General features: G+C 65.0%; 25 protein-coding genes. 12 read left to right on the top strand and 13 right to left on the bottom strand.

Annotation, left to right across the window (positions count from 1 at the left end; all coding sequences use genetic code 11):
• Positions 1 to 10: 10 nt before the first annotated feature.
• The 3 genes from EHH60_RS26460 (at position 11) to EHH60_RS37230 (ending at position 2,624) form a co-directional block, all read left to right on the top strand.
• The gene (locus EHH60_RS26460) at positions 11 to 751 is read left to right on the top strand and encodes a metallophosphoesterase family protein (protein ID WP_124162326.1); all 741 of its coding nucleotides are present in this window, start codon (positions 11 to 13) and stop codon (positions 749 to 751) included.
• A 5-nt stretch (positions 752 to 756) separates the two neighbouring features.
• Positions 757 to 2,196, top strand: a complete 1,440-nt coding sequence (locus EHH60_RS26455) for a serine/threonine protein kinase (RefSeq protein ID WP_124162325.1) — start codon at positions 757 to 759, stop codon at positions 2,194 to 2,196.
• A gap of 260 nt (positions 2,197 to 2,456) precedes the next feature.
• Positions 2,457 to 2,624: a hypothetical protein gene (locus tag EHH60_RS37230; RefSeq protein ID WP_158626776.1), complete on the top strand. Its 168-nt coding sequence runs from the start codon at positions 2,457 to 2,459 to the stop codon at positions 2,622 to 2,624.
• Here EHH60_RS37230 and EHH60_RS37695 read toward each other — a convergent pair.
• Together EHH60_RS37695 and rpe are read right to left on the bottom strand one after the other, a co-directional pair.
• Positions 2,612 to 2,755, bottom strand: coding sequence for a hypothetical protein (locus tag EHH60_RS37695; RefSeq protein WP_199752034.1), 144 nt, complete (start codon positions 2,753 to 2,755; stop codon positions 2,612 to 2,614). The genes EHH60_RS37230 and EHH60_RS37695 overlap by 13 nt on opposite strands.
• A 164-nt stretch (positions 2,756 to 2,919) precedes the next feature.
• Positions 2,920 to 3,621 carry a ribulose-phosphate 3-epimerase gene (gene rpe / locus EHH60_RS26445; protein ID WP_124162323.1) on the bottom strand — a complete coding sequence of 234 codons (702 nt, stop codon included), beginning with the start codon at positions 3,619 to 3,621 and terminating at the stop codon, positions 2,920 to 2,922.
• Between the two features lie 250 nt (positions 3,622 to 3,871).
• Here rpe and EHH60_RS26440 point away from each other — a divergent pair, with 250 nt between their 5' ends.
• Entirely contained in the window at positions 3,872 to 4,654 is a 783-nt protein-coding gene (locus EHH60_RS26440; protein ID WP_124162322.1) for an EF-hand domain-containing protein, read from the top strand.
• Between the two features lie 13 nt (positions 4,655 to 4,667).
• Here EHH60_RS26440 and EHH60_RS26435 read toward each other — a convergent pair whose 3' ends face one another.
• From EHH60_RS26435 to EHH60_RS26425, 3 genes are read right to left on the bottom strand one after another with little or no spacing between them, the layout of a single operon-like run.
• Positions 4,668 to 4,880, bottom strand: a complete 213-nt coding sequence (locus EHH60_RS26435) for a KTSC domain-containing protein (protein WP_124162321.1) — start codon at positions 4,878 to 4,880, stop codon at positions 4,668 to 4,670.
• A 47-nt stretch (positions 4,881 to 4,927) separates the two neighbouring features.
• On the bottom strand, positions 4,928 to 5,923 hold the full coding sequence (locus tag EHH60_RS26430; protein WP_124162320.1) for a P1 family peptidase: 996 nt from the start codon (positions 5,921 to 5,923) through the stop codon (positions 4,928 to 4,930).
• Between the two features lie 58 nt (positions 5,924 to 5,981).
• Positions 5,982 to 8,807: a PAS domain S-box protein gene (locus EHH60_RS26425; RefSeq protein WP_124162319.1), complete on the bottom strand. Its 2,826-nt coding sequence runs from the start codon at positions 8,805 to 8,807 to the stop codon at positions 5,982 to 5,984.
• Between the two features lie 229 nt (positions 8,808 to 9,036).
• Here EHH60_RS26425 and EHH60_RS26420 point away from each other — a divergent pair, with 229 nt between their 5' ends.
• Complete coding sequence (locus EHH60_RS26420; RefSeq protein ID WP_124162318.1) at positions 9,037 to 9,423, top strand: response regulator; 387 nt, start codon at positions 9,037 to 9,039, stop codon at positions 9,421 to 9,423.
• A gap of 81 nt (positions 9,424 to 9,504) precedes the next feature.
• Here EHH60_RS26420 and EHH60_RS26415 read toward each other — a convergent pair whose 3' ends face one another.
• The 5 genes from EHH60_RS26415 to EHH60_RS26395 form a co-directional block, all read right to left on the bottom strand.
• Positions 9,505 to 10,623, bottom strand: a complete 1,119-nt coding sequence (locus tag EHH60_RS26415) for a branched-chain amino acid ABC transporter substrate-binding protein (protein ID WP_124162317.1) — start codon at positions 10,621 to 10,623, stop codon at positions 9,505 to 9,507.
• 158 nt (positions 10,624 to 10,781) lie between these two features.
• Positions 10,782 to 11,516, bottom strand: a complete 735-nt coding sequence (locus EHH60_RS26410; protein ID WP_124162316.1) for an ABC transporter ATP-binding protein — start codon at positions 11,514 to 11,516, stop codon at positions 10,782 to 10,784.
• Positions 11,513 to 12,346 carry an ABC transporter ATP-binding protein gene (locus tag EHH60_RS26405; protein WP_124162315.1) on the bottom strand — a complete coding sequence of 278 codons (834 nt, stop codon included), beginning with the start codon at positions 12,344 to 12,346 and terminating at the stop codon, positions 11,513 to 11,515. The genes EHH60_RS26410 and EHH60_RS26405 overlap by 4 nt, the downstream gene beginning before the upstream one ends.
• Entirely contained in the window at positions 12,343 to 13,662 is a 1,320-nt protein-coding gene (livM, locus tag EHH60_RS26400) for a high-affinity branched-chain amino acid ABC transporter permease LivM (RefSeq protein ID WP_124162314.1), read from the bottom strand. Before livM ends, EHH60_RS26405 begins: the two co-directional genes overlap by 4 nt.
• Positions 13,663 to 13,674: 12 nt before the next feature.
• A complete protein-coding gene (locus EHH60_RS26395) occupies positions 13,675 to 14,592 on the bottom strand; it encodes an ABC transporter permease subunit (protein WP_124162313.1) in 918 nt (305 codons plus the stop codon).
• Positions 14,593 to 14,879: 287 nt separating this feature from the next.
• Between EHH60_RS26395 and EHH60_RS37690 the strand changes: the two genes are divergently transcribed.
• Together EHH60_RS37690 and EHH60_RS26385 are read left to right on the top strand one after the other, a co-directional pair.
• Positions 14,880 to 15,050 (top strand): hypothetical protein, encoded by a 171-nt coding sequence (locus tag EHH60_RS37690; protein ID WP_199752028.1) that lies wholly within the window; start codon positions 14,880 to 14,882, stop codon positions 15,048 to 15,050.
• A gap of 224 nt (positions 15,051 to 15,274) precedes the next feature.
• On the top strand, positions 15,275 to 15,829 hold the full coding sequence (locus tag EHH60_RS26385; RefSeq protein WP_124162312.1) for a hypothetical protein: 555 nt from the start codon (positions 15,275 to 15,277) through the stop codon (positions 15,827 to 15,829).
• On the opposite strand, the gene EHH60_RS26380 is transcribed toward EHH60_RS26385, so the two are convergent.
• The 3 genes from EHH60_RS26380 to EHH60_RS26370 form a co-directional block, all read right to left on the bottom strand.
• On the bottom strand, positions 15,791 to 16,183 hold the full coding sequence (locus EHH60_RS26380) for a carboxymuconolactone decarboxylase family protein (protein ID WP_124162311.1): 393 nt from the start codon (positions 16,181 to 16,183) through the stop codon (positions 15,791 to 15,793). The genes EHH60_RS26385 and EHH60_RS26380 overlap by 39 nt on opposite strands.
• Positions 16,184 to 16,291: 108 nt before the next feature.
• Complete coding sequence (gene pcaD / locus EHH60_RS26375) at positions 16,292 to 17,074, bottom strand: 3-oxoadipate enol-lactonase (protein WP_124162310.1); 783 nt, start codon at positions 17,072 to 17,074, stop codon at positions 16,292 to 16,294.
• Between the two features lie 125 nt (positions 17,075 to 17,199).
• Positions 17,200 to 18,555, bottom strand: coding sequence for a 3-carboxy-cis,cis-muconate cycloisomerase (locus EHH60_RS26370; RefSeq protein WP_124162309.1), 1,356 nt, complete (start codon positions 18,553 to 18,555; stop codon positions 17,200 to 17,202).
• 173 nt (positions 18,556 to 18,728) lie between these two features.
• Between EHH60_RS26370 and EHH60_RS26365 the strand changes: the two genes are divergently transcribed.
• The 5 genes from EHH60_RS26365 to EHH60_RS26340 all read left to right on the top strand — a co-directional run bounded on the left by EHH60_RS26365 (position 18,729) and on the right by EHH60_RS26340 (position 22,940).
• The gene (locus EHH60_RS26365; protein WP_124162308.1) at positions 18,729 to 19,175 is read left to right on the top strand and encodes an SRPBCC family protein; all 447 of its coding nucleotides are present in this window, start codon (positions 18,729 to 18,731) and stop codon (positions 19,173 to 19,175) included.
• A 135-nt stretch (positions 19,176 to 19,310) separates the two neighbouring features.
• The gene (locus tag EHH60_RS26360) at positions 19,311 to 19,796 is read left to right on the top strand and encodes a (2Fe-2S)-binding protein (RefSeq protein WP_124162307.1); all 486 of its coding nucleotides are present in this window, start codon (positions 19,311 to 19,313) and stop codon (positions 19,794 to 19,796) included.
• Positions 19,797 to 19,823: 27 nt separating this feature from the next.
• Positions 19,824 to 20,630 carry an FAD binding domain-containing protein gene (locus EHH60_RS26355; RefSeq protein WP_124162306.1) on the top strand — a complete coding sequence of 269 codons (807 nt, stop codon included), beginning with the start codon at positions 19,824 to 19,826 and terminating at the stop codon, positions 20,628 to 20,630.
• A 60-nt stretch (positions 20,631 to 20,690) separates the two neighbouring features.
• Complete coding sequence (locus tag EHH60_RS26350; protein WP_124162305.1) at positions 20,691 to 21,614, top strand: AAA family ATPase; 924 nt, start codon at positions 20,691 to 20,693, stop codon at positions 21,612 to 21,614.
• A gap of 123 nt (positions 21,615 to 21,737) precedes the next feature.
• Complete coding sequence (locus EHH60_RS26340; RefSeq protein ID WP_124162304.1) at positions 21,738 to 22,940, top strand: vWA domain-containing protein; 1,203 nt, start codon at positions 21,738 to 21,740, stop codon at positions 22,938 to 22,940.
• The last annotated feature ends 10 nt before the right edge of the window (positions 22,941 to 22,950 follow it).

The raw sequence follows: 22,950 nt of genomic DNA, 5'->3' as shown, positions 1-22,950 counted from the left end.
TGGAGGGTGCGTGCTCCTAGCTGTCTTCTCGGATATCCACGGCAACCGGCAGGCGTTCGAGGCCTGCCTGAAAATCGCCCGTGCGAAAGGCGCGGAGCAGTTCGTCCTGCTCGGCGATTTCGTTGGTTACGGCGCCGATCCGGAATGGGTGGTGGATAGCGCAATGGAGCTCGTGGCCCAGGGGGCTGTTGCCGTGCGCGGCAACCACGACCAGGCGGTCAACTCCTCGGCGGAGACCATGAACGCCGAAGCGCAAATCGCGATCGAATGGACCCGCGGCCGGCTCGACATCGCGCAGCGGCGGTTCCTGGCTGAGTTACCGATGCTGGTGGAGGACAGCGATCGCCTGTTCGTGCACTCGGAGGCCTCTCATCCCCAGCGCTGGCACTATGTCCGCTCGACGGTGGACGCCGCCAAGAGCCTGATCGCGACGCCCGCCCATGTCACGTTCTGCGGCCACATCCATCGCCCCGCGCTCTATTCGATGTCGGTGACGGCGAAGATGACGAGCTTCGTGCCGAAGACCGACGTTCCCGTGCAGCTCCTGCGCGGGCGGCAATGGCTCGCCGTGCTTGGCTCGGTCGGCCAGCCCCGCGATGGCGATCCGTCCGCATCCTTCGCGCTGTTCGACACGGTCTCATGCCAGATCACCTATTGCCGCGCCCCTTACGACATCGCGACCGCGGCAAGCAGGATCCGCGACAACGGACTGCCGCCCTGGCTGGCCGACAGGCTGTCGCAAGGGCGCTGACTGCGATGCCGAAACCCCTGGTCAAGTCGGGCGCGGAGATCGACGGTTACACCATCGGCGAATGCGTGCATGCCGGCGGGATGGCAACGCTGTGGACCGTCACCCATCCCGGCATCGACGTGCCCTTGCTGATGAAGATCCCGCGGGTGTCGGAGGGCGAGGACCCCGCCGCGATCGTCTCCTTCGAGATGGAGATGATGATCCTGCCGCGGCTTGCAGGTCCGCACGTGCCGGCCTGCTTCGGCACCGGGGATTTCGCGCATCAGGCCTATGTCGTGATCGAGCGCATCCCTGGCGCTACGCTCTACAAGCGGCTCCCCGACCTGCCGCTGCCCTATGACGAGGCGCGGCAGCTCGTCGCAAAGATCGCGCTCGCGCTCGCCGATCTGCATCGGCAGAACGTGATCCATCACGACATCAAGCCGAGCAGCATCATGTTTCGTGATTCAGGCGAGGCGGTTCTGATCGACTACGGCCTGTCGCACCACAACCATCTGCCTGATCTGTTGCAGGAAGAGTTCCGCCTGCCTTACGGCACTGCGCCCTATATGGCGCCCGAGCGGCTCCTGGGCGTTCGCGACGATCCGCGCAGCGACCTGTTCTCACTCGGCGTGCTGCTCTATTTCTTCACGACCGGCGAGCGGCCGTTCGGCGAGGGCGAGACGCTGCGTGCCATGCGGCGCCGGCTCTGGCGCGACCCGCATCCGCCGCGCAAGATCCGGGCGGATTATCCGCCCTGGCTTCAGGAGGTGGTGTTGCGGTGTCTCGAGATCGAGCCGGTGTGGCGCTACCCGACGGCGTCTCAGCTCGCCTTCGATCTCGCCCATCCGGACCAGGTCAAGCTCACCGCGCGCTCGGAGCGGGTGAAACGTGATCCTCTCAGCGTCGCGTGGCGGCGCCGCTTCAACCTGGGCGTCTTGGCGCCGCGCGCGAAATCGGACGTCGCCGCCCAAATCGCATCGAGTCCGATCCTCGCTGTCGCGCTGGACACGGTGGAAGGTGCACCGGAGCTGAACGAGGCGCTGCGCGTGACGACCGAACGCATCCTCGCCACCTTGCCGTCGGCGCGGCTTGCCTGCCTCAACGTGCTCAAGCTGAACCGGATCTCGATCGACCGTACCCTCGACGAGCAGGGCTCCAACAAGCATATCGACCGCCTGGTCGCGCTCAGGCATTGGGCGACGCCGCTCAAGCTGGATGAGAGCCGGCTGTCGGCTCATGTGCTGGAGGCGGTCGATCCCGCCGCCGCGATCCTGGAATTCGCCGAGGCCAACCAGGTCGATCACGTCATTATCGGCGCACGGCAGAGTTCGTTCAGGCGCACGCTGCTCGGCAGCGTCTCGGCCAAGGTGGCCGCGGAAGCGACCTGCACCGTCACCGTGGTGCGGCCGCCGCGACTGGCTGGCAATGTCGGCGGCTCAGATGCCGGCGACATTGCGGGATAGCCCGCCTGGCGTCTTGCGGGTTCGGGTCAGGCCGCGTGGGCGGAGCGCTTGCGGCGGATGGGCCAGCAGAATTGCGGGCCGGGCTCGCCGTGATCCGCGCCGCCGCCAAAATACTGGATGATCTCGCGGCAAGGTTCGCAACTGAACAGGTTACGCGACGCGGACGCCCTGGTCATTTCCTTGAGGCAGGTCGGGCAATGCGGTTTCATTGGGTCGGTCCGGAAAAGGAAATCTCAGTGTTGGCGCTGCGAGGAGAACGTATGGTCGAGGTCGGCGTCGGGCCCGGCATCGTCGTCCAGCATTCTGTCGGCGCGCTCGAGGCGGCCGAAGAAGTCCTCGAGGCTTGGATGCGGGCGACGCGGAATCCGGCATCTGCGTTTCGGCTGGCGCTTCACCAGTGCGATCTGCATGGCGCTCAGGCCGGGTGACGATGACGTGAAATGATGCGGGCAGAAGTCACGGCCTTCACCGGCTGTGCCGCGTAGCGTCTGCGAGTCGCCATCGCCGCGTTGAGTCCGAACCACAACGCTACGCCAGTCCAAATCAGGGTCGTCGTCATGATGTGCTCCCGTCAAAAGCAGACAGGAGTCACTTGCGGTGATTTGCGCGAATCAGTGAAGTCCGGACGAGTACGGATCAGGATTGCAATCCAGGCGGTGCGCGCTGCAGCACCCGGAGACGCCACGGGATTGCTCCTCGTCAGCCTGCGCCGCTTGATCCAGCTCAAATCGCTTCGCCGCGGGCCCCCAGCGCCGCGTTGCGGATCGCGGCGATGTTGGTCTTGTAGGCGTCCTGCGTGCCGCCCTTGAACACGGAGGTGCCGGCGACGAAGGCGTTGGCGCCAGCCGCCGCGAGCGCGCCGGCAACATCGGGGCCGACGCCGCCGTCGACCTCGATATCGATCGGCCGGCCGGCCGTCATCGCGCGGATGTCACGGATCTTGCCGATCGCGGAGGGGATGAAAGCCTGGCCGCCGAAGCCGGGATTGACCGACATCACCAGCACGAGGTCGACGAGGTCGAGGACGTATTCGAGCGCGCTGATCGGCGTTGCCGGATTGAGCGAGACGCCGGCCTTCTTGCCGAGCGCGCGGATCGCCTGGAGCGAGCGGTGCAGGTGGGGACCTGCCTCCGCATGCACGGTGATGTGGTCGCAGCCGGCTTTCGCAAAGGCCTCGAGATAGGGATCGCAGGGCGAGATCATCAGATGCGCGTCGAAGATCTTATTCGTGTGCGGGCGCATCGCCTTGATGACATCAGGGCCGTAGGAGATGTTCGGAACGAAGTGCCCGTCCATCACGTCGAGATGGATCCAGTCGGCGCCGGCGGCATCCACCGCGCGCACCTCCTCGCCGAGCCTGGAGAAGTCCGAGGCCAGGATCGAGGGCGCAATGGCCAGGGGGCGGGGTGCGAAGGCTTGGGTCATGGCGCGTTTTCCCGTGGCGGCCGTGAAGGATGGCCTCGCCTAACATGGGCCTCCGTGGCGGGCAATGCAGGGGAGCCGTGCTTCCTGTGGGCGGAAATTTCTGCCGCGACCGGCACGAATTGCCGGTGTTCCCCGACGGCGGCAAGCGCGGCGGAGGCGGATTTCATTGAGCTTTTCACGCTGGCACGACGCTTGCTGACGTCAGTCCTGAATGTTGGCCGCGGCATGCCGCACCGGTTGGAGTTGTGCAATGTTGTTCGCCCTTGGTGCGGTATCGAGTGCGCTCGGCGCGATCCAGTCGCTGACGAACTCGAAATCGTCGTCATCGACGCAGAAGACGGGATCGACGCAAGGCACGACCAACCCGTTCGCGATCGACAGCGGCAGCAGCACGACCAGCGGCGCGGCCTCGTCGGTCAACTCGGGCAGATATCCGCAGATCTCGCCGGAGACGATGAACGCGCTGTTCGCGGCGCAGGGCCAGTCGACGGACAGGAGCGGCGCGACCAGCTCATCCTCGACTGGGGCGGCGTCTTCGGCATCGAAGAGTCCCGAGGATGCGCTGAAGGACCTGTTCTCGCAGATCGATGGGGACGGTGACGGCAAGATCACCAAGTCCGAGTTCGAGGATGCCCTCGGCGCGGGCGGCACCAATCTGGCCAAGGCCGATGAGGTGTTCTCGAAGATGGACGCGAATGCGGATGGCGACATCAATCTCGGAGAGATGACGAAGGCGCTGCGGGGCGGCCACGGCCATCAGGCGCAGGGTGCCGGCAGTTCGGGCGGTGGTTCGGACTCCTCGTCGCAATCCGGCGGCTCGACGTCGACCACGACGACCAATGCCGATGGCTCGACCACCACCACCGTCACCTATGCCGACGGCTTCAAGATGTCGACCACCGTGCCTGGCGCCTCCAGCAGTTCGAATGCCAACGGCGGCGGCAGTTCGCCTTATGACTGGTTCGGGCAGATGATGCAGCGTCAGGCGCAGGCTTCGGCGGGGTCGGCTTCATCAATGTCTATGAGCGTGTAAGCGCGCTCCAAGGCTACCCTGCATATTCGTGCGTGATGTCACGATAGACATAACGGTCGCGGATCTCGCGATTGAAGAACGCCCCTTTCGAGCGCGCTTGACTGAATGCAGCGGCGGCCTCGGGCGGAACGTCCTCGTAGAGGTAGATCCTTCCGCTGACGAAAGTCACCTTCAGCTCGCGCGTGCCCGGCGCATATCGAAAGAAGCGGATCACGGACGACGGCATGGCGGTGCACCTTCGCCCCCGCTAACGCCGTAGCCGCCGTTTCGTTGCTAACCGAACTTGTCTTTCCACGCCGGCAGTGCACTGGGGAACGGTAGCGCGGTCGCGCTGTACACGCCGCTCGCGATCGCGCGTGCGACCACGTTGGCGGCGACCATGCCGAGCTCGGTGAGCTCCACCAGCGGCTCGATCGGCTTCTCGCAAGTGGCTGCGGCGAACAGCACGTCGCCGTCGAGCGGAGCGTGCACCGGATAGATCGCGCGGGCAAATCCGGTCTGCGCGATCATTGCGAGCCGCTTGGCCTGCGCCTTGCTAAGAACAGCGTCGGTGACGACGAGGCCGATCGTGGTGTTCTCGCGCTCGCTCGCGGCCGGCCCGCCTTTGATGCGCATCGCCAGCATGTCGGGCGTGAACGCAGGCGGCAGGCCACGTCCGCCGAACTCGCCGTTTTCCTCGAACGGCGCCGCCCAGAACCACGGGCCGTTGCCGACGGTGACGCTGCCGACCGCGTTCACCACCATGATCGCGGCGACCTTGACGCCGTTCGTCGTGACGGCCGATGCCGAGCCGATACCGCCCTTGAAGGTGGCGGTGGTCGCGCCCAGGCCCGCACCGACGCTGCCGAGCGCGAAGTCGGTGCCGGCGGAAGCGGCGGCGGCATAGCCGAGATCGCGATAGGGCGAGAAGCGGCCCCAGGCCTTGTCGCCGCCGTTGAGCAGGTCGAACACGATCGCGCCCGGAACGAGGGGGACCACGGCCTCCCGGACCCTGAAGCCGCGGCCCTGTTCGGCGAGCCAGGCCTGCACGCCGCCGCCGGCATCGAGGCCGAAGGCGGAGCCGCCGGAGAGCGCGATCGCGTCGACCCGCTCGACCGTGTTGGCGACCTCGAGCAGCGAGACCTCGCGCGTGCCGGGTCCGCCGCCCCGGATGTCGATCGCCGCGACGGCGGGCTGGTCGAAAATGATGGCGGTCGTGCCGGAGGCCACTTTGATATTCTCGGCATGGCCGACCCGGACGCCGGCGATATCGGTCAGAAGGTTTTTCAAGATGGCCTCGTTGTTGAGAGCATTTCGCGATCCGCGATAGCGCAGCGATGCCGCAGGCTCAACTGGCGAGCGCGGTCCTGAGCATTTTGGCGAGCTCGGATTTGCGGTAGGGCTTGGCGAGCAGCAGCACGCCGGAATCGAGCCGGCCATGATGGACGATGGCATTTTCAGTGTAGCCCGAGGTGAACAGCGTCTTCAGGTCGGGGCGGCGACGGGCCGCCTCGTCAGCAAGCTGGCGGCCGTTCATGTTGCCGGGCATGATGATGTCAGTGAAGAGCAGGTCGATGGTCTCGTCGCTGTCGATGATATTGAGGGCCTCGGCGCCGTTGGCAGCCTCGAGCGCGGTATAGCCGAGGCTCTTGACCTGCGTCACGACATACTGCCGCACCAGTGCATCGTCCTCGACGATCAGGATCTTCTCGTCGCCGCCGGCGATGGGCGCGTTCTGGAGCGCTTCGAACTCGGTCTCCTGCATCCCGGTCGAGCGCGGCAGGTAGATCTTCACGCTCGTGCCGTGACCTTCTTCGCTGTAGATCTTGATGTGGCCGCCCGACTGCTTGACGAAGCCGAACACCATGCTGAGGCCGAGGCCAGTGCCCTTGCCGACCTCCTTGGTGGTGAAGAAGGGATCGAACACCCGGTCGATCAGCTCGGCGGGAATTCCGCTGCCGGTGTCGCTGACCGCTATCATCACGTAATTGCCGGCAGCGACGTCGGGGTTCATGCTGGCATAGCCGTCGTCGAGGAAGACGTTGCGGGTCTCCAGCACCAGGGTGCCGCCGTCGGGCATGGCGTCGCGAGCGTTCAGCGCGAGATTGAGGATCGCGGTGGACAGCTGGCCCGGGTCGACCAGCGTCGGCCAGGCATCCTCGGTGAGTTGCGGCATGATGGTGATCTGCTCGCCGAGCGTCGGATGCAGCAGCTTGGCGGCTTCGAGCGCCAGCGCGTTCACGTCGATCTCGCGCGGCTGGAGCGGCTGCTTGCGGGCGAAGGCGAGCAGATGCTTGGTCAGCTGCGCCCCGCGCTCGGCGGCGTCGTCGATCAGCCTGGTGATGGCGGCAAGCTCGGGCCGGTCGGCGACCGCATCGCTGAGAATGCCGATCGTACCCGTGATGACGGTCAGCACGTTGTTGAAATCGTGGGCGACGCCGCCGGTCAATTGCCCGATCGAGTCCATCTTCTGGATCTGCCGGAGCTGGGCTTCGGCAGCCTGCTTGTCGGTGAGATCGCGGCCGATGAAGTAGTGGCGCTTCACCGGCTCGGACCAGGTGCCCATCCAGTTCAGCGCGACCTCGTGACCGTCGTAATGGTAGTAGCGCGCCTCGAAGCTGCGCTTGACCGCACCGCGACGCGCTGCGCGCATCTCGTTCCGCGTCTTCTCGAGATCGTCGGGATGGATGAACTCGGTCGCGCTGTGCCCGACCATATCCTCGGGGTCGTAGCCGAGAATGTTCTTCACGCTCGGGCTGACCTGGACGAAATTGCCATAGCCGTCGGTGACCAGGATCAGGTCCTGCGAGGTCTCGAAGATGCGCTGGCGTTCTTCGGTCTCCCGGCGCAGCTTCTCTCTCGCCTGCTTCTCTTCGGTAATGTCGTGAGCGATCTTGGAGGCGCCGATGATTTCTCCCTCATCGGTCCGCAGCGGTGTAACGTTGAGGACGACGTCGAGCGGGCTTCCGTCTTTTCGGATCCGGATCGTCTCGTGCTGGGCAATCGACTCGTTGCTGGCGATCCGGTTGAGGATGCTCCTGACCTCGCCTTTGAGATCCGGCGGGACGATGATGTCGATCGGCTTGCCGATGGCCTCGGCCGCGGAATAGCCGAAAAGATGTTCGGCGGCCTTGTTCCAGCCGGTGATGATGCCATCGAGCGACTTCGTGATGATGGCATCATTGGACGATTCGACGACCGCGCCGTACAGCGCGAGGCGCTTGCCGTAATAGTCGCGTTCCGAGGCCGATTGCTGGCGCAGCCTCCCGACGAGGCCCACCGTATGCGCCTGGAGGCGGACGTTCTCGATGAGAAGCACTGCGAGCACGAAGGTGGCCGCCGCGAGACCGTAGAGCCGGCCGGCATAGAAGCCGAGATCGAAGCGCGCGACGTTGACGATCGCCGACAACGCGATGTCGAACAGCCAGGCGCACATGACCACCATGAGCCAGACGTCGATCACCGTGTGCGGCTTGCGGAACCAGAGCGAGATCAGCGCGGCAAAGCTCAGCGACCACACGAAGGACACGACTCCGATCATGGTTGTCGTGTACCGACCGTCGCGCAGCAGGACCGGCAGCAGATCGTGCTGCGCGGTCACGATCCAGGCGAAGACGGCCATCGCGGCGGTGACGCCGAGCACGCTGGCATAAATCGCCCGGCCTGCCGTGCCGCGGATCCGGGGACCACCGTCATTTTCTTTCAGCCAGGCATAAGCCATCACGCACAGCGGAAAGCCGGCGTGCCAGATCATGTAGAGCCAGACCGTGGTCTGCCGGCCCGCGCCAAAGAGTCCGGTGGGTGCGAACAGTCCGGGGAAGGTGAGGGCATGAACCAGCGCCGCCGCGGCGGTGAAGAGATAGCCGGTCGCGAGCCACAGCAGCGCGCGGGTCCGCAAGATCGCAAATTGCGACAGCAGCAGCACGGCCGTGACGATGTCGCTCACGGCGAGCGCAGATTGATAACTCGCGACGAAGGCCGGCACCGGCAGAAGCGGGGTACCCGCGAAGGGCACGGCCGCTGCAAACAGGAGGGAGGACACGCCGACGATCGTCAATGCTGCGTTACGGTCTGCCGAAGTGGCCGGCAGGGTCGAAAGAAACGTGCTTCGGTCGACCATCGCAGGCACATCCACCTGTCGCGGGTCGGACTTGAACGGGTCGGGTTTGAGCATCTCCGCTGGTCTCATTCGGCCGGCAGTCCGTTCATGGTAGCGGTTTTGGGTGTGGATCGTGAACAGGACCGGCCACGACTCAACCGAAGGTTACAGCTTTCTTAACCGCGGTGGGAACACGGAACAGGGATTGGGTAAGATGCCCTTTACCGGGCGATGCCACAATGCACCTCCGCTGTGGCGGGTTCCAGGGCCGAACCTGGTGATTCGGATATCGGAAGTTGTTCCCATGCCCCGCGTTCTCATCATCGACGACCAGAAGGACGTCCGTGCGATGGTCGCGATCGTGCTTCGCGTCAATCGTTTCGAGGTCGTGGAGGCCGAAAGCGGGGCGGCTGGGCTGAAGGCCTTCGCGGAGAGCCCCTGTGACGCGGCGATCGTCGACATCTTTCTCGGCGACACCAGCGGGGCCGACGTCATCGCGACCCTGCGCGAGCGCGCACCGGCGCTGCCAATCATTGCGGTATCCGGCATGACGGCGCTCGACTTCGTGGACCAATCGCCTCATCTCGCCAACGTGGTCTGCCTGCAAAAGCCGTTTCGGCCGAACGATCTGCTGCAGGCCTTGCGGAAGGCCCAGGCCGCCGCCGGCGGCAAGCTGGCCGCAGCCGTCTGATGCTGCCGCAAGAAGAAACGCCCCGGGCCAGGCCGGGGCGCGATGATGATTGGATGCGGCCCAAAGGCCCGGCAAGCGCGCTCAGGTGCCGTTGCCGCTGATCTCGGCGTAGCCGCCCTTGGCGTCCCATTTGTAGACGACGTAGTCGATCTGCTTGATGTCGCCCTTGGAGTCATATTCGACCGGGCCGATCACGGTGTCCCACTTGCCGGCCTTCATCGCCGCCATGACCTTCTTGGCGTCGGTGGTGCCGGCCTTCTTGGCCGCCTGCGACCACACCTGCATCGCCGCGTAGGTGTAGAGGGTGTAGCCCTCGGGGTCGATGTTCTTGGCCTTGAATGCCTCGACGATCTTCTTCGCGGTCGGCTTGTTGCGCGGGTCGGGGCCGAAGGTGAACAGCGTGCCTTCGCCGGCAGGGCCGGTGATGGAGGCGTACTCCTTGTCGGCGAGCGCGTCGCCGGCCATCAGTACGGTCTTGAGGCCCTGGTCCCGCATCTGGCGCAGGATCAAACCGCTCTCCTGATGATAGCCGCCGACATAGACGAGGTCGATGTTGTCGCGCTTCAGGCGGGAGACGATCGCGTTGAAGTCCTTGTCGCCCTTGTTGTACGACTCGTACATCTTCTCGGTGATGCCGGCCTTGTTCAGCGCCTTCTTGGTCTCGTCGGCAAGTCCCTTGCCGTAGGTGGTCTTGTCGTTGAGAATCGCGATGTTCTTGCCCTTGTAGTTCTTGGCAATGTACTGCGCGGCGATCAGGCCCTGCTGATCGTCACGGCCGCAGACGCGCGCCACGTTCCAGAGCTTGCGCTCGGTGAACAGCGGGTTGGTCGAGGCCGGCGTGATCTGGAGCACGTTGCCGTCGGCATAGGCTTCCGAAGCCGGGATCGACGACGACGAGCAATAGTGCCCGGCCACAAACGGGATTTTCGCGCCGGCGATCTTTTCGGCGATCGAGCGCGCCTGTTTCGGGTCGCAGGCGTCGTCTTCGACGGAGAGCGCGAGCTTCTTGCCGTTGACGCCGCCGGCGGCATTGATATCGGCCACGGCCATCTCGGCGCCGTTCTTCATCTGCCGGCCGAAGGCGGACTCGCCGCCGGTCATCGGGCCTGCGACTGCGACGGTGACATCCTGCGCGAAAGCCGCGCTCGACAGCGCGATCGATGCGCCGAATGCCAGACCGATGAGCTTCAGTGATTTCATGAGATACCTCGCGGGTGGTCGCCTGTGGACGTTGCCGGGAATGCCCGGTTCAAACCGGCGCCATTCTCGAATGAATTCGAGGAGAAGTCACCGGCAAAATACGGGCATTTGCGGAGATATCTCGCCACATTCGGCCGCACTTGTCGGTCCTGGCTGCGTCAGCCGTGGCGTCCGCCCTCCAGATAGGCGGCGCGAATCTCCGGGCGCTGCAGCAATTCGGTGCCGGTCCCGGCCAAGGTGATCAGGCCATTGACCATGACGTAACCGCGATGGGCGAGCTTGAGCGCATGGTTGGCGTTCTGCTCGACGATCAGGACAGTCAGGCCGTCCTGCCGGTTCAGGGTGCGGATCGCATCGAAAATCTGGCGTGCGATCAGCGGTGCGAGGCCAAGCGAGGGCTCGTCGAGCAGGAGCAGGCGGGGACGGCTCATCAGCGCGCGGCCGATGGCCAGCATCTGCTGCTCGCCGCCGGACAGGGTTCCACCGCGCTGGGCATAGCGTTCCTTCAGCCGCGGAAACAGCGTGAACACGCGTTGCAGCGTCGCATCGCGTTCGGCGTCGGTGCATTCGGTGGAGTCCGCCCCCATCTGAAGATTTTCCGCCACGCTCATGCGCGGGAAGATGCGGCGGCCTTCCGGCGATTGCGCGATGCGCAGATGCGCGATCTCGTGGGTGGGCACGTCGGTGATGTCGCGGCCTTCATAGAGGATCTGGCCGGCGCGGGCGCGCGGCTTGCCGAAGATCGTCATCATCAGCGTCGACTTGCCGGCGCCGTTGGCGCCGATCAGCGCCACGATCTCGCCGGCATTGATCTCGACATCGACGCCCTTCAGCGCCTCGATCTTGCCGTAGGCGGCGCGAAGTCCGCGGATCGCGAGCAACGGCGAGGTCACGTCCCGCTCTCCATCACGGCCACCGCCTCGTCCTCATCCGCGCCGAGATAGGCGGCGATCACCTTGGGATCGTCGCGCACCGCTCGCGGCGTGCCTTCGGCGATCTTTACGCCATGATCCATCACCACGATGTGGTCGGAGATCTCCATCACCACCGACATGTCGTGCTCGATCAGCAGAATCGAGGTGCCGAGCTCGTCCCGTATCGAGAGCAAAAGCTCGCTCAGCGCCGCGCTCTCGCGCGCATTGAGGCCGGCGGCGGGCTCGTCCAGGCACAACAGGGCAGGCTCGGTGCACATGGCCCGGGCGATTTCCAGCCGGCGCTGGTCGCCATAAGCGAAATTGCCGGCTGCGTCGTCGGCGCGGTCGAGCAGATTGACTCGCCTCAGCCAGTCGGTGGCGAGCTCGATCGCGCGCTGCTCGGCCTTGTGGTAGGCGGGGGCGCCGACAAGGCCGAGGAAGGTGAAGCCGGAGGCGCGCATCAGAGCGTTGTGCTGCGCCACCATCAGGTTTTCCAGCGCCGTCATGCCGGGAAACAGACGGATGTTCTGGAACGTGCGCGCCACCCTGGCCTGCTTGGCGATGCGGAAATCGTTCAGTCGCTCCAGCGCGATCACCTTGCCGTCGTCATGGCTCAGGCGAATGGCCCCGCCGGTCGGCTTGTAGAACCCGGTAATGCAGTTGAAGACCGTGGTCTTACCGGCGCCGTTCGGCCCGATCAGCGCGGTGATCTTCTTCCGCCCGGCGGCGAAAGACAGGTCCTGCACGGCGACGATGCCGCCGAAGCGCATGGTGAGCCGCTCGACGCTGAGAATCCTGTCGCTGCTCATCCGTGCCCTTCCTTGACGAGGTCGGAGGAGATCGCTTTGGCCTTGGTCAGATACACCGTGGGTGCGCGGTGGCCAACCAGTCCGCGCGGCCGCCAGATCATGATCAGCACCATCGCCATGCCGAACACCAGCATGCGGTAGGTTTCCAGGCCGCGGAACAGCTCGAAGCCGCCGATCATGGCGAGCGCGGCGAGCGCCACGCCGAGCTGGGAGCCCATGCCGCCGAGCACGACGATGGCAAGCACCAGCGCCGATTCCTGGAAGGTGAAGGATTCCGGGCTGATGAAGCCTTGGCGGGTGGCGAAGAACGCACCGGCGAAGCCGCCGAACATGGCGCCGGTCGCGAAGGCCGTGAGCTTGGTGGTCGTGGTGTTGATGCCGAGCGCGCGGCAAGCGACCTCGTCCTCGCGCAGGGCTTCCCAGGCGCGACCGATCGGCAGACGGCGCAGGCGGATCGTCACCCAATTGGTGAGCAGCGCAAGCGCCAGGATCAGGTAGAACAGGAAAATGATGCGGTGGGTCGCCGAATATTCGATGCCGAGCTTGGCGGCGAGCCCGTCATCGCTGTTGTCGAGCGGGATGCCGAAGAAGGAGGGACGTGGAATGCCGGAGACGCCGTTCGGGCCACCCGTCAGATCCTGCCAGTTGATGATAACGAGCCGGATGATCTCGCCGAACGCGAGCGTCACGATGGCGAGATAGTCGCCCCGCAGGCGCAGCACGGGAAAGCCCAGCAGCACGCCCCAGAACGCGGCGAGAATGCCGGCGAGCGGCAGGCAGATCCAGAACGACCAGCCGAAATTGGTGGCGAGCAGTCCGTAGGAATAGGCGCCGACCGCATAGAACGCGACGTAGCCGAGATCGAGCAGGCCGGCGAGCCCGACCACGACGTTCAATCCCCACCCCAGCATCACGTAAGTGAGCACGAGGATCGCGAGATCGAGGATGTAGCGCTGGTTATAGAAGATGACGGGCACCAGCACCGTGAAAATCAGCAGCGCCGGCGCGACGTAGCGGCCGAGGAGGGACATGCCGCTCTGCACGGCCGGCGGCACCAGCTTGTCGGCGCCGGTCGTACCGATCCATTGCCGCAGCAGCTCGATCACGATCGAGCCGCCGAACACCGCGGCAACGAGGGAGGCCAACTCGCCGAACCTAGTCCAATAGGTGAGCTGACCGTCGGGGCCTGCCTCGGTCCGGACGCCGACCATCAGCGAGAACAGCACCAGCGCGATGAGGGCGTTGATGAAGGCGGTCTTGAGGATGGCGGAGATGCCCGTTGCAGGTTTGGCCGTGTTGGTCGAGGGAGCTGTCACGCGGCCGGTCCGTCAGACTTTTTCGACTTCGGGACGGCCGAGCAGGCCGGTCGGCATGAAGATCAGCACGACGATCAGGATGGAGAACGCCGCGACGTCCTTGTATTCGACCGAGAAATAGGCCGACCAGAACGTCTCGATCAGACCGATCGCGAGCCCGCCGAGCATGGCGCCCGGCAGCGAGCCGATGCCGCCGAGCACGGCGGCGGTGAACGCCTTGATGCCGGCGACGAAGCCCATGAAGAAGTCGACCAGGCCGTAATAGAGCAGGTACATCAGGCCGGCCACCGCAGCGAGCGCGGCGCCGATCACGAAGGTCATGGAGATGGTACGGTCGACGTTGACGCCGAGCAGTGCCGCCATGGTCTGATCCTGCTCGCAGGCGCGCATGTCGCGGCCGAGGCGGGTGCTCGATACCAGCCAGGTGAAGATTGCCAGAAGCACGATGGTGGTGACGACCACCATGATCTGGATATTGGAGAGCTGGATCACGAAGCCGTCCGGGCTCTCGTGCAGCGTGTAGCCGCCGGTGATGAAGGGCGGGATCGGCTTGACGCGCGCGCCTTGTGCCACTTGCGAATAGTTGGTCAGCACGAAGGACATGCCGATCGCTGACAGCATCGGGGCGAGGCGGAAGGAATGGCGCAGCGGCCGGTAGGCAATGCGCTCGATGGTCCAGCCATAGAGCGCGGTGATCGCCATCGAGACCAACAGCACGACGAGCAGGATCACGGGGATGGCGGTCAGCCCGAACGAGATCAGGATCAGGAAGGTGATGAGGGCAATGAAGCCGCCGATCATGAAGACGTCGCCATGGGCGAAGTTGATCATGCCGACGATGCCGTACACCATCGTGTAGCCGATCGCGATCAGCCCGTAGATCGAGCCCAGGACGAGACCATTGATGAGTTGCTGGGCGAAATAATCCATGGGCTGCCGTTTACCAAACCTGACGCCGCTCAAAGGGAGCTATTCGAGAGAGAGTCTTGAGTTTCTTCTCGGGCCCCGGCAGCCCTTGAGCATTCTTCAGGTTTTGTAACAGGAGGGAACTGGCGGCCGCAACTGGCGAAGCCGCGTCAGATGGGCTTGTACAGTGGTCATTTCGTTACGACCGTCATCTTCCCGTTCCGCATTGCAAGGAACCGGTTCCCAGGCAACCAAAATCGTGGTCGGCCGTTATCACCGTTCTCTGACGTCCAACAAGGGAGTTCCCCCCGATGACGAAGCAGCAGAACCAGAATCCGGGCCAGCAGAGTCAGAACCCCGGCCAGCGCAATCCGCAACAGCAGCAGGGCGGCGGCCAGAAACCCGGACAGCAGCAGCAGGACCCGATGCGCCAGGGCGATCGTCCGGGCCAGCAACAGGGCGGCCAGCGCGGTCAGGAATAGCGAGTTTGGGAGCCCAGGAGTAGGAGTGGCCCCGCCGAAAGGCGGGGCCTTTTTCTTGCGAAAGTCATTCCAGGTCCGGTCCTTCGGACCATCCCGGATGACAAGGTCCGGGCGGCAGTTAAGGTAAACAAAGGGTTTAAATTGCCGCCACGGTCTGATGCGAGTTAGCTCCGCCGATGCCGCCGCCTTCGTCGGAGGGCCTCGGCAAACAGGCGGGAAGCGGAATGTTCAGGAATTGGCGGATCGGTTCGGTCAACGGCGCGCTGCTGGCGGCCTATTTCATTCCGGCCTGGGCCCTGGTCGCCTTCAACATCATTGTCGCGCCTGTGCACGGCCTCTACGAGCGGCCGAGCGTCGCCGTCGCGCTGTTCCTGAGCGACCATCTCCAGATGGCGGGGATGGACACGGTGCGCACCGCCTGGCTGCTTGCGCTGGGCCGCCTGACCGTGGTGGCATTCTTTGCGATCTACCTCGTGCTGCTCTGCATTCCCCGAATTCGCAAGAGCGGCGGCAGCGACGAGGCGCTTGGCATTGCGCTGGCGATCGGCAGCCTGATCTCGTTTGCCAGCATGGTGATGGCCTCGAAGGTCGGCGAGATGGCCGCGCTCCGGCTGCATGCCACCGAGCTTCTGCTCTTGCTCGGTGCCGCGATCGTGGTGGTGATCGAAAAGCCGGCGTCAGCGCCGAAGACGTCGGAGATCGCCGCGCCGCCAAGCCTCAAGCCGCCAAGCCTTGAGCCGCTAGGACTTGAGCAGGCCGAGCTCCTGCACAATCGCTGAGGCTTCCTTGACGGCGTGGTTCACCGCCGGCACGCCGCAATAGATCGCCTGCTGCAGCAGGATTTCCTTGATGTCATCGGGCGTGAAGCCGCCCTCGGCAAGCGCGGCACGCACGTGCAGCCGAAACTCGTCCCATTGCCCGAGCGCGACCATGGTGCCGATCACCAGCACGCGCCGCGTGCGCTCGTCGAAATGCGGCCGCGTCCAGATCTCGCCCCAGGCATAGCGCGTGATCATGTCCTGGAAGTCGGTGTTGAACGCGTTGCGGTTCGCGATCGACTTGTCGACCCAGGCATTGCCGAGCACTTTCCGGCGCACGTTCATGCCGGCATCGCGGCGCTTCTGGTCGTCCATGTGTTTTCCTCCTTCGTCATTGCGAGCGTAGCGAAGCAATCCAGAAATGCGTCCGAGGAGACAGTCTGGATTGCTTCGTCGCTACGCTCCTCGCAATGACGGTCGTTGCTAACGCTGCGTCAAAAATCCCACCACCGCGTCGGTAAATGCGTGCGGCTGCTCGACGTTGGAAATGTGCGCGGCGTCGATGATGGTCATGCTGGCGCCGGGAATGTTCGAACGGATCAACTCGGCCGCCGAGATCGGCGTCGCCTGGTCGTGGCGGCCGGCGATGACGAGCGTCTGGCTCTTGATCTTGGGAAGCAGCGCGCGCTGGTCCAGCGTCGACAGCGCCTCACAGCAGGCGAGATAACCCTCGACCGGCGAGGCGAGCAACATCGATTTCATCTTCGCGGTGATCTCAGGCTCGCGCTCGCGGAAATCCTGGGTCAGCCAGCCCGCGATCACGGCATCGGCGACGGCGGCGATGCCGCCATCCTTCACCGCCTTGATGCGGTTATGCCAGTTTGTTGGATCGGAATAGTAGCAGGACGTATTGGCAAGGATGAGCTTGCCGAACCTCTCAGGCGCGTTGGCGCCCAGCCATTGCCCGACCATGCCGCCCATCGACAGACCGCACCAATGCACCTTCTCGATGTTGAGATCGTCGAGGATCGCCAGCACGTCGCGGCCGAAACGCTCCATCGTGTAGGGGCCGGGCGGAACGCTGGACTTGCCATGGCCGCGGCGGTCGTAGCGGATGACGCGGAACACCTGCGTCAGCGCCTTCATCTGCGGCTCCCACATCTGGAGCGTGCAGCCCAGCGAGTTGGACAGCATCAAGGTGGGCCCGCCGTCGCGGCCCTCGACGGAAACGTTGAGCAGGCAACCGTCGGCATCGATCATGGGCATGGCACGCTCCTCGTCATGCGCGGGCAATAGCGCTCAGCGCGTCTTATCCCATATTTCCCGCGCATCCATCTCAAAAGCGAATCTATCCAGGATGATTGATTGCCGGATCAAGCCCGGCAATGACATCAGGAAAGATCCAGTGAATCCAGCAGCCGGTCGATCAAGGCCTGAGAAGCCCCTTGATAGGCCATCGGCTCGAACAATGAAGCAATTTTTTCCGGCGCAAGGTGCGCGGTCACCTGCGAATCGGCCGACAGCACCTCGCGCAGATGCTTCCTCTCGGCGACCGCGCGCTTACTCGCGGCCTCGATCAGATGATGCGCATCGCCCTTGCCGATCTTCTCCGCCAGCGCGAAGGTGACCGCCTCGGCCATGATCAGGCCCTGCGTCGCATCGAGATTGCGAAGCATGCGCCCAGCATCGACCTCGAGACCCTCGGCGATGTCGACGATCGCCGCAAGCGCGCCGGAGGTGACCAGCATCAGTTGCGGCAGCGTCGGCCATTCCGCGTGCCAGGGGCCGGCGCTGCGCTCGTGGTCCTGCACCTGCGCGGCGAAAATCGTGGCGGCGAGCTGCGGGGCCATGGTGGCGGCGCCCAGCGCGCTCGCAGCGGCAACCGGGTTGCGCTTGTGCGGCATGGTCGAGGAGCCGCCGCGGCCTTCGCCGGCTGGCTCGAACGCTTCGGCGACGTCGGTCTGCATCAGCAGCGAGACGTCGCGCGCGATCTTGCCGCAGCTGCCGGCGAGAATGGCAATACAGGATGCAGCCTCGGCGATGCGGTCGCGATGGGTGTGCCAGGGCGCTTCGGGCAGCGGAAGACCGAGCTCCTGCGCCAGCCGTTCGGCAACCGCGAGCCCCTTGTCGCCGAGCGCGGCGAGCGTGCCGGCGGCACCGCCGAATTGCAGCGCGAGGCCCTCGCGGGAGAGCCGCCGCAGGCGGCAACGGGCGCGGGCGAGGCTTGCGGCATATTCAGCCGCCTTCAGCCCGAACGGCATCGGTAGCGCATGCTGGAGCCAGGTCCGCGCCACCATCGCGGTGTTGCGATGGCTGCGCGCCAGTGCGGCAAAGCCCCTGATGGCGCGGCTGAGGTCGACATCCAATGCATCGATACCGGCGCGAAGCGTCAGCATCGTCGCGGTGTCGATGACGTCCTGGCTGGTCGCGCCCCAATGCACGTAGCGCGCGGCCTCCGCGTCTTTCTTGCCGACATTGGCGGTCAGCGTCTTGACCAGGGGAATCGCGAGATTGCCCGATCGCGTCGCGGCCTCGGCCAGTGCGGCCATGTCGAAGCAATCGGCCTTGCACGCGGCCTCGATCGGGCCGACGGCGGATGCCGGAATCACAGCCGTGGCGGCCTCGGCGCGCGCCAAGGCTGCCTCGAAATCGAGCATGTTCTGCAGGGTAGACCGATCGTCGCAGACCGCGCGCATGGCGGCGCTCGACAGCATCGGCGCGAGCAGGGGGGAGAGGGAGGTGCTCATGTTGCGCGCGACCTAATCATCATGCCCCGGCCGTGCCAATCCCCAACCGGCCCCACACGTCTTTTTGCAGTTGCGAATATGCATTGCACGTGCCCCGGCCCCGCCCTTTCCTTTGCCGCGCCGCTGCGTTACTTGAATCAGCACTATAGTGACGCGGATCCGGGAGGCACCTCATGGCCATGACGATGAACGGCGAAGTCCAGCTTGCGGCGCCGCGCGAGGCCGTGTGGGCCAAGCTCAACGATCCCGAGGTACTGAAGTCCTGCATCCCCGGCTGCGAGGATCTGGAGAAGACCGACGACGGCGGCTTCCGCGCAACGGCGAAAATGAAGGTCGGCCCGGTGTCGGCGCGCTTCAAGGGCAAGGTCACGCTGTCCGATCTCGATCCGCCGAACGGCTATAAGATCTCCGGTGAGGGTGAGGGCGGGGTGGCCGGCTTCGCCAAGGGCGGCGCGGTGGTCAAGCTCGCTGAGAAAGACGGCGGCACGCTGCTCTCCTACGACGTCGAGGCGCAGATCGGCGGCAAGTTGGCGCAGCTCGGCCAGCGCCTCATCAACGGCACCGCCAAGAAGCTCGCCGACGAATTTTTCGCGAACTTTGCCAAGGCGGTACAAGGCTGAAACCTATCGCCTTTCGGCATGGCGGCTTGCGTCCGGGGTGATGTTGCCCCAGGGGACAATGGCCCATATGATGGGTTGGAATAATTATAAGAACCGCTTCGACGGGACCCGTCGGGGCGCTGATAGAGAGTGCTTATGGCAAAAATCTCCCTCATCGTGAACGGCAATCCTGTGACGGCCAATGTCGATCCCCGCACGCTTCTGGTGCAGTTTCTGCGCGAGAATCTGCGGCTTACCGGCACCCATGTCGGCTGCGACACCTCGCAGTGCGGCGCCTGCGTCGTGCATTTCGACGGCAAGGCCGTGAAGTCCTGCACCACGCTTGCGGTGATGGCCGATGGCCACGAGGTCAGGACGATCGAGGGGTTGGCCGCCGACGGCGCGCCGCTGCATCCGATGCAGGAGGCCTTTCGCGAACATCACGGCCTGCAGTGCGGATTTTGCACGCCGGGCATGATCATGACCGCGATCGACATCGTGCATCGCAAGGGCCACGAGCTCGACGACCACACGATTCGCGAGGAGCTCGAAGGCAATCTCTGCCGCTGCACGGGTTATCAGAACATCGTCGCCTCGATTTCCGCCGGCGCGAAGGCGATGGCGAAATCCGACCTCGCGTAACGCGCATCCCGCGATCAGGACATTCAGATGTACGAATTCAAATATCATCGCCCTGGGACCGTTCGCCAAGCGGCCAACCTCCTGGTGAAGAACGAAGACGCCAAGGTGATCGCCGGCGGCCACACGCTGATTCCCGTCATGAAGCAGCGCCTCGCAAGCCCCCCGCATCTGGTCGACCTCTCCCATGTCGAGGGGCTGAACGCGATCGAGATGAAGGGCCGCTCGCTCGTGATCGGCGCCACCGCCAAGCACGCCGAGGTCGCGAGCTCCGCCATCGTCGGTGAGGCGATCCCGGCGCTGGCGAACCTTGCAGGCGGGATCGGCGATCCCGCCGTGCGTCACAAGGGCACGATCGGCGGCTCGCTCGCCAATAACGATCCGACCGCCGACTATCCCGCCGCGGTGCTTGCGCTCGGGGCCACCATCGTCACCAACAAGCGCCGCCTCAAGGCGGAAGAGTTCTTCCAGGGCCTGTTCACGACGGCGCTCGAAGCCGACGAGATCATCACCAAGGTGATGTTCCCGCTGCCGAAGAAGGCGGCCTACATCAAATTCCGCAACCAGGCCTCGCGCTACGCGCTCGTCGGCGTGTTCGTGGCGCGCCGTCCGTCGGACGTGCGCGTCGCCGTCACCGGCGCCGGCTCCGAAGGCGTGTTCCGCGTCACCGCATTCGAGGAAGCCCTGAAGAAGCGCTTCGCCTCGAAGGCACTGGAAGGCATCGCGGTGCCGGCGGAAGGTCTCAACAGCGATATCCACGGCAGCGCCGAATACCGCGCACACCTCATCGGGGTGCTGACGCGGCGTGCGGTCGACGCCGCCAACGCCAAGGCGTGAGGTGACCTCACGCCTCGGCCAAACTTGTCCCGGTGAGGGCGTAGTAAGACTGGCTTTCTCATGACTTCAACGCCCAACCCGTCCGGTGCTTTGCCGGCATCGGTCGATGCGATGCTCGACCTTCTGACGTCGCGGGGCTACCTCGCCGAGCGCTCGCTTGCGACGGTGACCTACCTCTCCTTGCGCATGGGCAGGCCACTGTTCCTCGAGGGCGAGGCCGGCGTCGGCAAGACCGAGATCGCCAAGGTGCTCTCGGCGGCGCTGGGGCGGAAGCTGATCCGCCTCCAGTGCTATGAAGGCCTCGACGTCTCCTCCGCGGTCTACGAGTGGAACAGCGCCGCGCAGATGATCGCGATCCGGATGGCGGAAGCGGCCGGCGACACCGATCGCGACCAGCTCTCGAGCGATATCTTCGCCGATCGCTACATGATCAAGCGGCCGCTGCTTCAGGCCCTGGAGCCCGACGTCGCCGGTCCGCCGGTGCTGCTGATCGACGAGCTCGACCGCGCCGACGAGGCGTTCGAGGCCTACCTGCTCGAGATCCTCAGTGACTTCCAGGTGACCATCCCCGAATTCGGCACCGTGAAGGCGCCGCATCCGCCGATCGTCATCATCACCTCCAACCGCACCCGCGAGATCCACGACGCGCTGAAGCGGCGCTGCCTCTATCACTGGGTGGATTATCCTGCCGCCGAGCGTGAGCTTGCGATCGTCAAGACGCGCGTGCCCGGAATCTCCGCCAAGCTCTCGCAGCAGGTCGTGCGCTTCGTGCAGGCGCTGCGCAATCAGGACTTTTACAAGTCGCCGGGTGTTGCCGAGACCATCGACTGGGCGACCGCCCTGTCCGAGCTCGATGCCCGCTCGCTGACCCCGCAAGTGGTCGGCGACACGCTGGGTGCGCTGCTCAAATATCAGGACGACATCACCCGGATGCAGGGTGATGCCTTGCAGAAGGTGCTGAAGGAAGCGACGAGCGAGAATTGATCGTCGTCGTTCCGGGGCGATGCGCAGCATCGAACCCGGAACCTCGAGATTCTCAGGTGCGCAATTGCGCACCTTCGTTCGTCGCTTCGCGACGCCCCGGAATGACGGAGCGAGGATACACCCATGGCCATCAACCACCTTGCCCCGGAGCAAACCGAGCAGTTCGCCGACAACATCGTCGGCTTCGCCCGCGCGCTGCGTGCCGCCGGCATCCCCGTCGGGCCGGGCGCGGTGATCGATGCCATGAATGCGCTCGAGGTGATTGACATCGGCAACCGCGCCGACGTCTTCACCACGCTGGAGGCGATCTTCGTCAAGCGCCACGAACATGCGCTGATCTTCAAGCAGGCCTTCAACCTGTTCTTCCGCGCCTCGGAGGAATGGAAGCACATGCTGGATTCGGTGCCGCTGCCGGAGCAGGCCAAGAAGAAGCCGCAGGCGGGCGCGCGCCGCGTGCAGGAGGCGATGTCGCAGCCGCGGATGACGGAGACGCCGCAGCACCAGGAGCAGGATCTGCGCCTGTCCGTCTCCGACAAGGAGATCCTTCAGAAAAAGGATTTTGCGCAGATGAGCGCGGCCGAGATCGCCGAGGCGCTCCGCGCCATCGACCGGATGCACCTGCCGCAGGCCGAGCTTCTGACGCGCCGGCAGCAGCCCGACGCCCGGGGCCTGCGGCTCGACCTGCGCCGCACGCTCCGCGCATCGCTCCGCACCGGCGGCGACATCATCGACATCCATCGTCTCGGGCGGATCCAGAAGCCGGCGCCGATCGTCGCGCTGCTCGATATCTCGGGCTCGATGAACGAGTACACCCGCCTGTTCCTGCACTTCCTCCACGCCATCACCGACGCGCGCAAGCGCGTCTCGGTGTTCCTGTTCGGCACCCGTCTGACCAACGTCAGCCGCGCGCTGCGCCAGCGCGACCCCGACGAGGCGCTGGCGAGCTGCTCGGCCTCGGTCGAGGACTGGGCTGGCGGCACCCGGATCTCGGCCTCGCTGCACAACTTCAACAAATTGTGGGCGCGGCGGGTGCTGAGCCAGGGCGCCATCGTGCTGCTGATCTCCGACGGGCTGGAACGGGAGGCCGATTCCAAGCTGGCTTTCGAGATGGACCGGCTGCACCGCTCCTGCCGGCGGCTGATCTGGCTCAACCCGCTGTTGCGGTTCGGCGGTTTCGAGGCCAAGGCGCAGGGCATCAAAATGATGCTTCCCCACGTTGACGAATTCCGCCCGGTGCATAATTTGAGTTCGATCCAGGAGCTGATCACGACGCTCTCCCAGCCGCTGCCGCCGCATCACCGCAGCCTGATCCGCTCCGCAGCTTGAGAGGTCCCCC

Source organism: Bradyrhizobium sp. RP6 (assembly GCF_003837805.1).
In the GTDB taxonomy this organism is placed as follows: domain Bacteria; phylum Pseudomonadota; class Alphaproteobacteria; order Rhizobiales; family Xanthobacteraceae; genus Bradyrhizobium.
This window is presented reverse-complemented; position numbering and strand designations above follow the sequence as displayed.